Source organism: Stenotrophomonas maltophilia (genome assembly GCF_023518235.1).
GTDB lineage: Bacteria > Pseudomonadota > Gammaproteobacteria > Xanthomonadales > Xanthomonadaceae > Stenotrophomonas.
Genome location: NZ_CP090423.1, coordinates 2,186,666 through 2,199,918, shown reverse-complemented (window position 1 = coordinate 2,199,918; position 13,253 = coordinate 2,186,666). Strand labels below are relative to the sequence as shown.

Below are 13,253 nucleotides of genomic sequence, written 5' to 3'. Positions count from 1 at the left end.
CGGCCGGGTATCGGCAACTCCGGCTGTGTGCTATGACAGGCACCGGCCCCCGGACAATGGAATCACTTACCTATGGCGCGCGGCATCAACAAGGTCATCCTGGTCGGCAACCTCGGCAACGACCCGGACGTGAAGTACACCCAGAGCGGCATGGCGATCACCCGCATCAGCCTGGCCACCACCAGCGTCCGCAAGGACAAGGATGGCAACCAGCAGGAACGCACCGAATGGCACCGTGTGGTGTTCTTCGGCAAGCTCGGCGAGATTGCCGGCGAGTACCTGCGCAAGGGCAGCTCGGTCTACGTCGAAGGCAGCCTGCGTTACGACAAGTACACCGGCCAGGACGGCGTGGAGAAGTACTCCACTGATATCGTCGCCGATGAAATGCAGATGCTGGGCGGCCGCGGCGAAGGTGGCGGCGGTGGCGGTGGCGGCAATTACGGCGGCGATCGCCCGCAGCGCCAGCAGGCCCCGCGCCAGGAGTACGGCGGTGGCGGTGGCGGCCAGCGTGGTGGCCAGGGCGGCGGCTATGGCAACCAGGGCGGCAACCAGGGCGGTGGCTACGGCAACCAGGGCGGCAACCAGCGCCCGCAGCCGCAGCAGGCGCCGCCGATGGACGACTTCGCTGACGACGATATTCCGTTCTGATCGAACGCGCGTCTGCAGCAGAAAGGAAAGCCCCGCACATGCGGGGCTTTTCTTTTTCCGCGATGTCATCGCAGTGGTGCCCCGCAGCATCGATTTTCGTGCACTGCGACTTGCAAACAGACAATTTCCTCCCCTATGGTGCAATCGATTGCATTGCGGCAAATCCTCAGCGTTTGATGCCGGTTGGGAGGCCGGAAGGTGGATGTCCATCCCTACGATCAAGCCCAGCCCGTCCCCCGGGCTTACGCGCCGTGATGCGCTGCGTCTCGCGGTGGCCGGCAGCATCGGCCTGGGGGTGGCGGGCGCGCTGCCCGCATTCGCCGCCGATGCACCGCTGAAGGGCCACCTGAAGCACTCCGTGGCCCGCTGGACCTTCCCGCAGCTGTCGGTGGCCCAGCTCTGCCAGACGGTGAAGCGCATCGGCTTCGCCGCCATCGATCTGGTCGGCCCCGAAGACTGGCCCACGCTGAAAGCCCATGGCGTGTACAGCTCGATGTGCAATGGCGCGGAGCTGGGCCTGACCAAGGGTTTCGCCGGCCGCCAGTTCCACGATGAACTGGTGGAGCGCTACACGCGGCATATCGACCTGGTGGCCGATGCTGGCTATCGCAATCTCATCTGCTTCTCGGGCAACCGCAACGGCATGGACCCGCAGGAAGGCATCGCCACTGCCGAGGCCGGGCTCAAGCGCATCCTCGGGCATGCCGAGAAGCGTGGCGTGGTGCTGGTGATGGAGTTGTTGAACTCCCGGGTCGATCATCGCGACTACCTGTGCGACCACTCGGCCTGGGGCGTGGCGTTGTGCCAGCGGCTGGGCTCGGACAACTTCGGCCTGCTCTACGACATCTATCACATGCAGATCATGGAGGGCGACATCATCGCCACCATCGGCAGGCACCACGCATTCTTCAAGCACTACCACACCGCCGGTGTGCCGGGCCGGCATGAGATCGGTGACCAGCAGGAACTCAACTATCCGGCCATCTGTCGCGCGATCCGTGACACCGGCTTCGAGGGGTATCTGGCCCAGGAATTCATGCCTGCCGCGCCGGACCCGGTTGGCTCATTGCGCGAGGCGATCCGCCTCTGCGACGTCTGAAACGATATCCACCCAGGTGAGAAACCCATGGCAGATAATCACTACGACGCCATCGTTGTTGGCTCGGGAATCAGTGGCGGTTGGGCGGCAAAGGAACTGACCGAAAAGGGCCTGAAGGTCCTGATGCTCGAACGCGGGCGCAACATCGAGCACGTCAAGGACTACGTCAATGCGATGAAGGAGGCATGGGATTTCCCCCATCGCAACCGGCCAACGCAGGCGATGAAGGCCGACTTCCCGGTGCTGATGCGCGACTACGGCCTGGCCGAGAACCTGGAAGGGATGTGGGCCAACGAGCAGGAATCGCCCTATATCGAGACCAAGCGGTTCGACTGGTTCCGCGGCTACCACGTCGGCGGCCGCTCGCTGATGTGGGGCCGCCAGAGCTATCGATTCTCCGACCTGGATTTCGAAGCGAACCTCAAGGACGGCATCGCCACCGACTGGCCGATCCGCTATGCCGACATCGCGCCCTGGTATGACCATGTGGAGAAATTCGCCGGTATCGCCGGCACACGCGAAGGTCTGGATGTGCTGCCGGACGGTGAGTTCCTGCCGCCGATTCCGTTGAACATCGTCGAGAAGGATGTGGCTGCGCGGATCAAGAAGGCGTTTGGCGGAACGCGGCACCTGATCCACTCGCGCACCGCCAACATCACCCAGCCGATGCCCGAGCAGGGCCGCGTCAACTGCCAGTACCGCAACAAGTGCATCCTGGGCTGCCCGTTCGGTGCCTACTTCTCGACGCAGGCGGCGACGCTGCCGGCGGCGATGAAGACCGGCAACCTGACACTGCGGCCGTTCTCGATCGTCAAGGAAGTGCTCTACGACAAGGACCGCAAGCGCGCGCGCGGCGTGGAGGTCATCGACGCCGAAACCGGGCAGACCTACCAGTACACCGCCAAGGTCATTTTCCTCAATGCGTCGTCGTTCAACTCGACCTGGCTGCTGATGAACTCGGCCACCGATGTATGGGACGGCGGGCTGGGCTCCTCCTCGGGCGAACTGGGACACAACGTGATGGACCATCACTTCGGTGCCGGCGCCTCAGGCCGCGTCGAGGGCTACGAGGACAAGTACTACTTCGGGCGTCGCCCCTGTGGTTTCTACATTCCCCGCTTCCGCAACATCGCCGCGGAAAAGCGCGGCTACCTGCGTGGGTTCGGCTACCAGGGCGGTGCCAGCCGCACCGGCTGGTCGCGCGAGATCGCCGAACTGAACATCGGTGCCGACCTGAAGGAGGCGCTGACCGTGCCCGGTGACTGGCGCATCGGCATGACCGGTTTCGGCGAGATGCTGCCGCACCACGACAACACCATCCGCCTGGACCGTGAGCGCAAGGATAAGTGGGGGCTGCCGGTGCTGGCGATGGACGTTGCCATGCGCGCCAACGAGCTGGCCATGCGCAAGGACATGGCTGCCGATGCCGCCGAGATGCTGGAGGCGGCCGGGGTCAAGGACGTGAAGATGCACGACAACGACTACGCGCCGGGCAAGGGCATCCACGAAATGGGAACCGCACGCATGGGCCGTGACCGGAAGAGCTCGGTACTGAACGCGCACAACCAGGTCTGGGACGCGCCCAACGTCTACGTGACCGACGGTGCCTGCATGACCTCCAGCGCCTGCGTGAACCCCTCACTGACCTACATGGCCTTGACCGCGCGCGCCGCCGACCACGCCGTGCGCGAACTGAAAGCGGGGAACCTGTGATGGATCGGCGCGAACTGCTGAAGATGATCGTGGCCGCCACCGGAGCGGCGATGGTGGGCTTGCCAGCGCTGGTGCACGGGCAGGGGGCGGCTGCACCCACACAGGTCCATTTTTCCGACGCCGATGTCGGCATGCTCGATGAGATCGCCGAGACCATCCTGCCGCGGACCCGGACGCCAGGGGCGAAGGACGCCGGCGCCGGCGCATTCATGGCGACGTTCGTCAGCGACTGCTACACCGCCCGGCAGCAGGCCACGTTCCGCGCCGGGCTGGCTGACATCGACAAACGCGCCGGCGGCCGCTTCGTCTCACTCACATCGGAGGCCCGCACCGAACTGCTGCGTGTTCTGGACGCGGAGGCCGGGGCGCGCCCTGCCGAGGTGACCGAGACCGGCACCGCCGAGGAGGGCGAAGCAATGCCGCATTACTTCACGATGATCAAGCAGTTGGCCATCTTCGGCTTCTTCACCTCCAAGGTCGGTGCGACCGGGGTGCTGCAGTACGTTGCCGTGCCAGGGCGCTACGACGGCGATCTGGCCTATGTTCCCGGTACCCCTGCATGGGGGACCAGCTGATGGAACGCACCATGAGGATCAAGCCTCTATGGATCGCCGCTGGGGTGTTCGCCGCTGCACCTGCGTTCGCGCAGGCCGCTGCCGATCCTGCGCGTGATCCGAAGAAGACCGAAGTGTGGTCACCCGTGCCGGCGATCGTGGCCACGCCGGCGGGCGCCGCGCCTTCCGACGCGATCGTGCTGTTCGATGGCAAGGATCTTTCGCGCTGGGAGTCCGAGCAGGGCGGGCGGGTGCCCTGGACCGTCGCCGACGGCGCGATGACCGTGGTGCCGGGCAGCAAGGGCATCCGCACCCGGCAGGGCTTCTGCGATGTGCAGCTGCATGTCGAGTGGCGCACGCCGGTCGAAACCCAGGGCTTCGATGGCCAGAACCGCGGCAACAGCGGCATCTTCCTGCAGGGACTGTACGAGCTGCAGGTGCTCGACAGCTACAACAACCCGACCTACGCCAACGGCCAGGCCGGCTCGATCTACAAGCAGGCCCTGCCGTTGGTGAATGCCTCACGGGCGCCGGGGCAGTGGCAGGCCTACGACATCATCTGGAAGGCCCCGCGCTTCTCGCCGGGCGGCGGGCTCGTCTCGCCCGCGCGCATCACCGTGCTGCACAACGGCGTGCTGGTGCAGGACGACACCGTGCTGGCGGGCAAGACCGAGTACATCGGCGCACCGTCGTACTCGCCCCATGCCTGCGCGCCGCTCTATCTGCAGGAGCACGATTCGAAGGTCAGCTACCGCAACATCTGGGTGCGCGAGCTGTAAAGCCGACCGACTACTTCGCCAGGTAACTGGTGATGTCGTCGATCTCCTGCTGCGACAGCTGTGGAAACGGCGGCATCAGTCCGCCGCCTTTCCGGATCTTGTCCTTGATCTGCGCGCCATCCAGGCGCTTGCCGATATCGGTGAGCGCGGGGAACGCCCCCGGCATGCCGGCGCGATCCGCACCATGACAGGCGGTGCAGTTCGCGCTGTAGAGCTTGGCGCCGGCAGCCGGATCGTCCTTGCTCCACCCGGTGGTCGCAAGCGTTGCGCCGCACAGCATCACCGCCAGTTTCAGTATCGTCTTCAAGCGAGTCTCCTTCGCGGGCTAGCGCTGTGCGCCGGCTGGCGGGCTGACAGTCAGGTGTTCACGCAGGTAGTCCGCGCCGGTCTGGATCACCTTGGCCGGATCGCGCGGCTGGTCGTGCTCGAGGATGTACCACTGCACGCCGGCGGCGGATGCGGCCGGCAGGATCGCGTTCCAGTCCAGGACGCCCTGGCCGACGGCGGCGAATCCACCTTCGTCCTCGGCCTGGCCCTTGGGCGCATTGTCCTTGGCGTGCACCGCGAACAGGCGGCCGCGGAACTTGCCCAGCATCACGGCCGGGTCGTGGCCGGCGCGTGCCACCCAGGCCAGGTCCAGCTCGGTCTGCAGGTCGGGTCCGGCGGCGGCAAACAGCCGTTCCAGGCCGGTCGTTCCGTTGACCTCGGCCAGTTCGAAGTCGTGGTTGTGGTAGGCCAGGCGCATGCCCTTGGCGCGCATCTGTCTGGCGAGGCGGCCCAGCTCCTGGCCCAGTGCGGTCCAGCCCGCCGCATCGGTCGGCCGGTCCTTCGCATCCAGGTAAGGCACCACGAGGGTGGTGTTGCCGATCGAGCGGTTGAAGGCCACCACGCCGTCCAGGTCCCGGCGCAGTTCGGCCAGCGCCACGTGCGACGAGATGGCCCTGATTGAATACCGGTCCAGCAGCTGCTTGAGTTCGCTGGCGCTGACGCCCTGCGTGCCGACTGTTTCCACTGCATGTACGCCGGCGTCGTGGACGATCTTCAACTGCTGGTCGAGCGATCCGGCATTGCGCAGCGAGTACATCTGCACCGCAATGGGCTTCTGCGCGGCGACGGCTTGCCCTGCAAAGGCGGGCAGGGCAGCCATCAGCAGAAGTGCGAGCGCTGCGGTTCGGCGGACAGGGGCTTTCATCAGGCGTTCCTCCCGGGGTTCAGTCGATGGTGGTCCAGGCGCGCGTCCTGGCCGATGCGATGACGCGATCAACGATCCGCGCTGAGCGCACGCCGTCGTCGAAGGTCGGCAGGCCCTCGGCGCGTTCGCCGTCGATGGCGCGATAGGTGTCGGCGACAAATGCATCGAAGCATGCGCTGTAGCCCTGTGCGTGCCCGGCCGGCAGCACCGACAACCGCCGCTGATCGGCACTTCCCGCGCTCGGGCCGCGCACGAAGATTTCCTCGCGCTGGTCGGGCCGGCCGATCCACAACCGCTCTGCATCTTCCTGGTTGAAGGCCACGCTGGCGCGGGCACCATCGATCTCGAACCAGAGCCGATTGTGCCGCCCGGCCGAGACCTGGCTGGTCGTCAACGATGCCAGCGTGCCGGCGCCGGTCCTGAACAGGGCCATCGCCACATCTTCGCTGGCCACCGTCTGCAGCGTGCCGCCGGCGGCCGGGGCGCTGAAGCTCTGCGCGGTGCCGGCGCCGCGCTCGCTGATCACGGTGTCGAACGCCGCGCTGACCTCGGTGAAGCGTTCGCTGCTGACCCATTCCACCAGATCGCACCAGTGCGAGCCGATGTCGGCGAACACGCGGGAGGCACCCCCCAGTGCCGGGTCCACGCGCCAGTTGTTGCTGGCCGGGTCCAGCAGCCAGTCCTGCAGGTAGCTGCCGTGGATCAGGTGCAACGGTCCCAGTTCGCCCTGTGCAATGCGCGCGCGCGCCTCGCGCACCACAGGATGGTAGCGGTAGACGAAGGGAATCGTGGCGACAAGGCCGCGCGAGGCGGCCAGCGCCGCCAGCGCCTGCGCATCGGCCAGGGTGGTGGCCAGCGGCTTCTCGCAGATCACGTGCTTGCCCGCTTCCAGCACGGCTTGTGCCATCGGCCGGTGCAGGTGGTTGGGCGTGCAGATGTGCACGACCTGCACCTGTGGATCGGCGATGACCTCTTCGATATCCCGATAGGCGCGCGCGACATTCCACGAATGCGCAACCTCGCGTGCACGGTCCAGTGAAGAGCCGGCAACACCGCAGATCCGGGCACCGGCCAGCAGCGCCGCACGGCGGTGCACGGCGCCGATCATGCCGGTTCCGATGATGGCGATTCCAGGTGTTGGCATCGGCAAGCGTCCTCAGGGAGGGGAGGGGGCGGCAGCAGCGACCGGCCGGTCGCGGAACAGCAGCAGGAACGCGATCAGCACGACCAGTGCAACAGCGGCCGGGAACAGCCAGATCTGCTGCCAGTCCGGCCCTGCTGCGGTGGTGAAGTGCTCCACCACCGCGCCGGACAGGAAGGTGCCGATCAGCATGCCCACGCCATAGGTGGCCAGGGTGATGAAGCCCTGTGCACTGCTGCGCGCGTCGGGGCCGGCATGTGCATCGGTATAGATCTGGCCGGTAACGAAGAAGAAGTCGTAGCAGATGCCGTGCAGCACGATGCCGATCACCAGCAGCGAGAAGCCGCTGCCGGCATCGCCGAAGGCGAACAGGGCATAGCGCAGCACCCACGCGGCCATGCCAACGGCCAGCATCGTTTTCACCCCCAGCCGCACGAACAGGAACGGCATGGCGAGCATCAACAGCACTTCGGACACCTGGCCCAGCGATTGCAGGCCGGCAGCGCCACGTACGCCGAGGTCATTGAGGTAGGGGTTGGTGAAGTTGTAGTAGAACGCCAGCGGGATGCAGATGGCGATGGAGGCCAGGAAGAACACCAGGTACGAGCGCGACTTCAGCAGCCGCAGCGAATCCAGCCCCAGGATCTGCCCCAGCCCCGCGTCGCGCTGCCGGGCCAGCGGCGGCGTGTGCGGCAGGGTGAACGCGTAGAGCCCCAGCACCAGCGATGCCACGGCCGCCATCTGGAAGGTGAGTTCGAGCCGGTGTGCCTGTTCCCAACCCAGCCAGCCGATCAGCACACCGGCCACGATCCAGCCGATGCTGCCGGCCACGCGCACCAGCGGGAACTGCTTTTCCGGCGACTGCATGTGGCGCATCGCCACGCTGTTGGCCAGCGCCAGTGTCGGCATGAACAGCAGCATGTAGCCCATCACGCAGGCGGAGAACGTGCTGAAGCTGCTCGCGGTGGAGGCCAGCCAGAGCAGCACCGCGCCGGCCAGGTGCAGCACCGCCAGGATGCGCTGCGCGGCGAAGTAGCGGTCTGCGATCAGCCCGACCAGGAACGGCGCGACGATCGCACCGATCGACTGGCTGAGGAAGGCGGTGGCCACCTGGCTCGCGCTGGCCTGCAGCGGGCCCTGCACCAGGTAGGTGCCCAGGGTCACGAACCAGGCGCCCCAGATGAAGAACTGCAGGAACATCATCGCGCCCAAGCGCGACATGGCGTGCGTCATGGCTTGCCCTCCCGGGGCGGTAATGGCTCAGATTCCCAGCATGCGGTGCAGAGAAGCGGTGTCGGTGCCGCTGTCGGCGAAGTCGTCGAAAGCGCGTTCGGTCACACGGATAATGTGGTCGCGGATGAAGGCCACGCCCTCGCGTGCGCCGTCTTCCGGGTGCTTCAGGCAGCACTCCCATTCGAGCACGGCCCAGCCCGGGAAGTCGTACTGCGCGAACTTCGAGAAGATCGCCTTGAAGTCGATCTGGCCATCGCCCAGCGAGCGGAACCGCCCCGGGCGATCGATCCAGTCCTGGTAGCCGCCATACACGCCGCTGCGCGCGCTGGGGCGGTACTCGGCATCCTTGACGTGGAAGATGCCGATGCGGTCGTGATAACGATCGATGAAGCCGAGGTAGTCCAGCTGCTGCAGCAGCAGATGGCTGGGGTCGTACAGGATCTTCGCGCGTGGATGCTGGTCGACCACCTCGAGGAAACGCTCGAAGGTTGCGCCGTCGTGCAGGTCTTCGCCCGGGTGGATTTCGAAACACAGATCGACGCCGCAGGCATCGAACGCATCGAGGATGGGCCGCCAGCGGCGGCCGAGTTCGGCGAAGGCTTCTTCCACCAGGCCGTGGGGGCGCTGCGGCCAGGGGTAGAAGTAGGGCCAGGCCAACGCGCCGGAGAAGGTGGCATGCGCGCTCAGCCCGAGGTTCCGGCTGGCCTGGGCCGCCAGCAGCAGCTGCTCTACCGCCCAGGCCTGCCGCGCCTCCGGATCGCCGCGCTTGTCCGCCGGCGCAAAGCCGTCGAACAGGCTGTCGTAGGCGGGGTGGACGGCCACCAGCTGCCCTTGCAGGTGGGTGGACAGCTCGGTGATCTGCAGCCCGTGCCCGGCCAGCATGCCGGCGATGTCATCGCAGTAGGTCTGGCTGCGCGCGGCCTCGGCCAGATCGAACAGGTGGGGCGCGTTGGTGGGGACTTGTACGCCAGAATAGCCCAGGCCCGCGGCCCAGCCGGCCAGCGTGTCCAGTCGATCAAAAGGAGCTGTGTCGCCGATGAACTGCGCCAGGAACAGCGCGGGACCCTTGAGCGTCTTCAAGAGGATTCGCCCTCGATGCAATCGATTGCATTATCCTAGCAGGGGCGCACGCAGGAGCTGTTGTGCACTGCACAGCGGAGAGGACTAACGCCATGGCCACCATCTACGACATTGCAAAGCACGTCGGCGTCTCCGCCGGCACCGTGTCGCGCGCGCTTTCGCGGCCGGACAAGGTACTGCCGGCCACGCGCACCCGCATCGAGCAGGCCGCCGCCGCGCTGGGCTATGTGCCCAACACGGTCGCGCGGACGCTCAAGACCCAGCGCAGCGGCAAGATCCTGGTCACCGTGCCGGACATCGCCAACCCGTTCTTCGCGCAGATCCTGCAGGGTGCCGAAGACGCCGCGCAGGCGCTCGGCTACGCGGTATTGCTGGGCGATACCCAGGACCAACCCGACCGCGAGGAGCGCTACGCACAGATGCTCCGTCGCAACGAGGCCGACGGCATGATCGTGCTCGGGCATCGCCTGCCGCCCACCGCACGCGCCATCGTCGAGCAGCAGGGGGCCGCCGCACCGGTGGTCAATGGCTGCGAGTTCGACCCGGCGCTCGGGCTGCCCAGCGTCCACATCGACAATGCGGCCGCCGCACGCGCGGTGATGGAACACCTGTATGCGCTGGGCCACGAGCGGATCGCCGTGGTCGGCGGGCCGCCCGACAACCCGCTGCACCAGCAGCGCCTGGAAGGAGTGCGGGCTGCCGCCAGGGCGCGCGGGCGCCTGCGCCAGCTGAACATCGTGCCGGGCGATTTCTCGGTCGATTCCGGCCATGCCGCGGCGACGGCGCTGCTGGCCGCCACGCCCGCACCGACGGCGATCTTCTGCTTCAGCGACCAGATGGCGCTGGGGGCCCTGGCGGCCTGCCGCGATCTGGGCATCCGCGTACCCGATGACCTGTCCATCGTCGGCTTCGATGATCTGGCTTCGTCGCGTTACCTCACGCCGCCGCTGACCACCATCCGGCAACCGATGCGGGAAATCGGCGAGCGCGCGGTCAACCTGCTGCTGGCCATCATCGAGCGTGCCGATGTGCCGCTTCAGCAGACGCTGGAGTTCAGCCTGATGGTGCGGGGCTCGACGGCCGCGCCACGGCGCGGGTGAGGGCGGGGCGCACGATCATCGCCTGCGCTCGTACCAGCGTTGCGACGCATTGACGATGCGGACCACCGACAGCATCACCGGTACCTCGATCAGCACGCCGACCACCGTCGCCAGTGCTGCACCGGAATGCACGCCGAACAGGCCCACCGCGGTCGCGACGGCCAGTTCGAAGAAGTTGCTGGCGCCGATCAGCGCCGACGGACCGGCCACGCAATGGGCAACGCCCAGCTGCCGGTTCAACAGGTAGGCCAGCCCTGCGTTGAAGTACACCTGGATCAGGATCGGCACCGCGATCAGCGCGATGACCAGCGGCTGCTGCACGATCTGGCGGCCCTGGAAGCCGAACAACAGCAGCAGGGTCAGCAGCAGCGCGGCCAGCGACAGCGGGCCGAGCGCGCGCAGCACGGCCTGCAGGCCGTCCTGGCCACGACGCGCCAGCAGCATGCGGCGCAGCACTGCGGCAGCGATCACCGGCGCGATGATGTACAGGCCCACCGACAGGATCAGCGTATTCCACGGCACGCTGATGGCCGACAGGCCCAGCAGCAACGCCACCACCGGCGCATAGGCCACCACCATGATCGCGTCGTTCAGCGCCACCTGGCTCAGCGTGAAGTTGGCATCGCCGCGGCACAGGTTGCTCCACACGAACACCATCGCCGTGCACGGCGCTGCCGCCAGCAGGATCAGGCCGGCGATGTAGCTGTCGGCCTGCCCCGGCGGTAGCCAGCCGGCGAAGGCATGGCGCAGGAACAGCCAGCCCAGCAGCGCCATCGAGAACGGCTTGACTGCCCAGTTGATGAACAGCGTCACGCCGATGCCCTTCCAGTGCTGGCCGACCTGGCGCATCGCGCCGAAGTCGACCTTCAGCAGCATCGGGATGATCATCAGCCAGATCAGCACCGCCATCGGCAGGTTGACGTTGGCCACTTCGGTGCGCGCCAGCGCGGCAAATGCAGTGGGCAGGAAATGGCCCAGTGCGGTGCCCGCCGCGATGCACAATGCGACCCACAAGGTGAGGTGGCGTTCGAAGCGCCCCATCGGAGCGGGACGGCTCATGCGTGCGGGTCCGCGGGCTGCACGAAACCGATCCGGTCCAGGGCGTGTTTCAGTTCACCGCGATCGTTCCAGGTAGCGGCCGGCAGGGCCAGCAAGGCGAGCAGCCGGGCCTTCACGATGGCATGGGCCTGGGCAAATGCTTGGGCCTTGTCGGCGTCGCTGCCTTCGACCGCGGCCGGATCCGGCAGGCCCCAGTGCGTGCGCAGGAAATCGCCGAACACCACCGGGCAGGTTTCCGCCGCAGCGGCGTCGCAGACGGTGATCACCAGGTCCATCGGTGCGGCATGGGCGAACACATCCCAGGATTTGCTGTGCAGCCCGGCGGTGGCGATGCCGTCGGCCTGCAGCTGGGCGATGGCGAACGGATTGACCTGGCCGGTCGGCTGGCTGCCGGCACTGAAGACCTCGAAGCGATGCCCGGCCCACGCCCGCAGGGTGGCTTCGGCGAGCACGCTGCGGGCGGAATTGCCGGTACACAGGAACAGCACGCGTAGGGGGTTCACAAGGAGATCTCCGTTCAGCAGGCGCAGTCGGGCGCGTTGGGGCTGCAGCCCGGCGCGGGTGAGCCGGCACAGCAGTTGTGGGTGAGGTAATCGATCAGGCCGGTCATGGCGTTGAAGTTGGCGCGGTAGCAGACGTTGCGGCCCTGGCTCTGGCTTTCCACCAGGCCGGCCTGCAGCAGTTCCTTCAGGTGGAAACTCATCGTGGCCGGTGGCACCTGCAGGATCGAGGCGATGTCGCCGGCCATGCGCCCAGCGGGCCCGGCTTCGATCAGCAGGCGGAAGGCGGCCAGGCGGGTGGCGTGGCCGAGGGCGGTGAGGGCTGCGATTGCATTCTTTGTTTCCATATTTCTAGAATAATCGAATGAATAAGCCGATCTCAAGTACCGCACTGCCGAATCTGCTCGAAGCTGCCCTTCCGCCGCCCGACCCCGCTCTGCTGGCCGCCGGCGATGCCGGGCCTCCCAGGATCCTGCTGCTGTATGGCTCGCTGCGGCCAGAATCGTTCAGCCGCAAGCTGGCACTGGAGGCCGAGCGCGTGCTGCGCCATCTCGGCTGCCAGACGCGGGTGTTCGACCCGCACGGGTTGCCGATGCTGGACAGCACCGACAAGCACCACCCGGAGGTGCAGCGCCTGCGTGCGTGGTCGCTGTGGGCGGAGGGCCACGTGTGGATCAGTCCGGAACGCCACGGCACGGTGACCGGCGTGTTCAAGAACCAGATCGACTGGTTGCCGCTGGAGGAGGGCGGGATGCGTCCTACCCAGGGCAGGACGCTGGCGGTGATGCAGGTCAGCGGGGGCTCGCAGTCGTTCAACACCGTCAACACGCTGCGTGTACTGGGGCGCTGGATGCGCATGCTGACCATTCCCAACCAGTCCTCGGTGGCCAAGGCCTGGCAGGAGTTTGACGAAGACGGACGGATGAAACCCTCCGCGTTCTATGACCGGGTGGTGGATGTGATGGAGGAGCTGGTCAAATTCACCCTGCTGACACGCGGTCGGTCGGATTACCTGGTGGATCGCTACAGCGAACGCAAGGGCAATCAGCAGGCGGCCGTGCTCGCCAGCGCTTCGGGAGCGGATGCAGCGAAGTAGTTCTACTGCGTCCGATGCCACCTTGATCCCGAATTGACGCAAAGCTGTCAGACTCGTTG

General features: G+C 66.7%; 15 protein-coding genes. 7 read left to right on the top strand and 8 right to left on the bottom strand.

The window, feature by feature from the left end:
• Positions 1-72: 72 nt before the first annotated feature.
• The 5 genes from LZ605_RS10385 to LZ605_RS10365 all read left to right on the top strand — a co-directional run bounded on the left by LZ605_RS10385 (position 73) and on the right by LZ605_RS10365 (position 4,793).
• Entirely contained in the window at positions 73-648 is a 576-nt protein-coding gene (locus tag LZ605_RS10385) for a single-stranded DNA-binding protein (protein ID WP_010483495.1), read from the top strand.
• A gap of 202 nt (positions 649-850) precedes the next feature.
• Complete coding sequence (locus LZ605_RS10380; RefSeq protein ID WP_249844748.1) at positions 851-1,747, top strand: hydroxypyruvate isomerase family protein; 897 nt, start codon at positions 851-853, stop codon at positions 1,745-1,747.
• Positions 1,748-1,774: 27 nt separating this feature from the next.
• Positions 1,775-3,460 carry a GMC oxidoreductase gene (locus LZ605_RS10375; RefSeq protein WP_249844747.1) on the top strand — a complete coding sequence of 562 codons (1,686 nt, stop codon included), beginning with the start codon at positions 1,775-1,777 and terminating at the stop codon, positions 3,458-3,460.
• Positions 3,460-4,035 carry a gluconate 2-dehydrogenase subunit 3 family protein gene (locus LZ605_RS10370; RefSeq protein WP_249844746.1) on the top strand — a complete coding sequence of 192 codons (576 nt, stop codon included), beginning with the start codon at positions 3,460-3,462 and terminating at the stop codon, positions 4,033-4,035. The genes LZ605_RS10375 and LZ605_RS10370 overlap by 1 nt, the downstream gene beginning before the upstream one ends.
• Positions 4,020-4,793 carry a 3-keto-disaccharide hydrolase gene (locus LZ605_RS10365; protein WP_249844745.1) on the top strand — a complete coding sequence of 258 codons (774 nt, stop codon included), beginning with the start codon at positions 4,020-4,022 and terminating at the stop codon, positions 4,791-4,793. The genes LZ605_RS10370 and LZ605_RS10365 overlap by 16 nt, the downstream gene beginning before the upstream one ends.
• Positions 4,794-4,803: 10 nt before the next feature.
• On the opposite strand, the gene LZ605_RS10360 is transcribed toward LZ605_RS10365, so the two are convergent.
• The 5 genes from LZ605_RS10360 to LZ605_RS10340 are packed head-to-tail and all read right to left on the bottom strand — an operon-like array spanning position 4,804 to position 9,439.
• Positions 4,804-5,100 carry a c-type cytochrome gene (locus tag LZ605_RS10360; RefSeq protein WP_249844744.1) on the bottom strand — a complete coding sequence of 99 codons (297 nt, stop codon included), beginning with the start codon at positions 5,098-5,100 and terminating at the stop codon, positions 4,804-4,806.
• 18 nt (positions 5,101-5,118) lie between these two features.
• Entirely contained in the window at positions 5,119-5,985 is an 867-nt protein-coding gene (locus LZ605_RS10355) for a sugar phosphate isomerase/epimerase family protein (RefSeq protein ID WP_249844743.1), read from the bottom strand.
• A gap of 19 nt (positions 5,986-6,004) precedes the next feature.
• Positions 6,005-7,129: a Gfo/Idh/MocA family protein gene (locus LZ605_RS10350; RefSeq protein ID WP_249844742.1), complete on the bottom strand. Its 1,125-nt coding sequence runs from the start codon at positions 7,127-7,129 to the stop codon at positions 6,005-6,007.
• Positions 7,130-7,141: 12 nt separating this feature from the next.
• A complete protein-coding gene (locus LZ605_RS10345; protein WP_249844741.1) occupies positions 7,142-8,359 on the bottom strand; it encodes a nucleoside permease in 1,218 nt (405 codons plus the stop codon).
• 27 nt (positions 8,360-8,386) lie between these two features.
• Entirely contained in the window at positions 8,387-9,439 is a 1,053-nt protein-coding gene (locus tag LZ605_RS10340; RefSeq protein WP_249844740.1) for a sugar phosphate isomerase/epimerase family protein, read from the bottom strand.
• Positions 9,440-9,531: 92 nt separating this feature from the next.
• Between LZ605_RS10340 and LZ605_RS10335 the strand changes: the two genes are divergently transcribed.
• On the top strand, positions 9,532-10,539 hold the full coding sequence (locus tag LZ605_RS10335; protein ID WP_249844739.1) for a LacI family DNA-binding transcriptional regulator: 1,008 nt from the start codon (positions 9,532-9,534) through the stop codon (positions 10,537-10,539).
• Positions 10,540-10,554: 15 nt separating this feature from the next.
• Here the strand turns inward: LZ605_RS10335 and arsB are convergent, their stop codons facing one another.
• Genes arsB through LZ605_RS10320 form a run of 3 tightly spaced genes read right to left on the bottom strand, consistent with a single transcriptional unit; the run spans position 10,555 to position 12,445 of the window.
• Positions 10,555-11,580, bottom strand: coding sequence for an ACR3 family arsenite efflux transporter (gene arsB / locus LZ605_RS10330; protein WP_249844899.1), 1,026 nt, complete (start codon positions 11,578-11,580; stop codon positions 10,555-10,557).
• A 14-nt stretch (positions 11,581-11,594) separates the two neighbouring features.
• Entirely contained in the window at positions 11,595-12,101 is a 507-nt protein-coding gene (locus LZ605_RS10325) for an arsenate reductase ArsC (RefSeq protein WP_249844738.1), read from the bottom strand.
• 14 nt (positions 12,102-12,115) lie between these two features.
• Complete coding sequence (locus tag LZ605_RS10320; protein WP_249844737.1) at positions 12,116-12,445, bottom strand: ArsR/SmtB family transcription factor; 330 nt, start codon at positions 12,443-12,445, stop codon at positions 12,116-12,118.
• A 17-nt stretch (positions 12,446-12,462) separates the two neighbouring features.
• Between LZ605_RS10320 and arsH the strand changes: the two genes are divergently transcribed.
• Complete coding sequence (gene arsH / locus LZ605_RS10315; RefSeq protein WP_249844736.1) at positions 12,463-13,194, top strand: arsenical resistance protein ArsH; 732 nt, start codon at positions 12,463-12,465, stop codon at positions 13,192-13,194.
• Positions 13,195-13,253: the final 59 nt, after the last annotated feature.

Bases quoted from the DNA above. Each gene is read 5' to 3' on its own strand.
- LZ605_RS10385 (WP_010483495.1), top strand. From the start codon at position 73: ATGGCGCGCGGCATCAACAAGGTCATCCTGGTCGGCAACCTCGGCAAC.
- LZ605_RS10380 (WP_249844748.1), top strand. From the start codon at position 851: ATGTCCATCCCTACGATCAAGCCCAGCCCGTCCCCCGGGCTTACGCGC.
- LZ605_RS10375 (WP_249844747.1), top strand. From the start codon at position 1,775: ATGGCAGATAATCACTACGACGCCATCGTTGTTGGCTCGGGAATCAGT.
- LZ605_RS10370 (WP_249844746.1), top strand. From the start codon at position 3,460: ATGGATCGGCGCGAACTGCTGAAGATGATCGTGGCCGCCACCGGAGCG.
- LZ605_RS10365 (WP_249844745.1), top strand. From the start codon at position 4,020: ATGGGGGACCAGCTGATGGAACGCACCATGAGGATCAAGCCTCTATGG.
- LZ605_RS10355 (WP_249844743.1), bottom strand. From the start codon at position 5,985: ATGAAAGCCCCTGTCCGCCGAACCGCAGCGCTCGCACTTCTGCTGATG.
- LZ605_RS10350 (WP_249844742.1), bottom strand. From the start codon at position 7,129: ATGCCAACACCTGGAATCGCCATCATCGGAACCGGCATGATCGGCGCC.
- LZ605_RS10345 (WP_249844741.1), bottom strand. From the start codon at position 8,359: ATGACGCACGCCATGTCGCGCTTGGGCGCGATGATGTTCCTGCAGTTC.
- LZ605_RS10335 (WP_249844739.1), top strand. From the start codon at position 9,532: ATGGCCACCATCTACGACATTGCAAAGCACGTCGGCGTCTCCGCCGGC.
- arsB (WP_249844899.1), bottom strand. From the start codon at position 11,580: ATGGGGCGCTTCGAACGCCACCTCACCTTGTGGGTCGCATTGTGCATC.
- LZ605_RS10320 (WP_249844737.1), bottom strand. From the start codon at position 12,445: ATGGAAACAAAGAATGCAATCGCAGCCCTCACCGCCCTCGGCCACGCC.
- arsH (WP_249844736.1), top strand. From the start codon at position 12,463: ATGAATAAGCCGATCTCAAGTACCGCACTGCCGAATCTGCTCGAAGCT.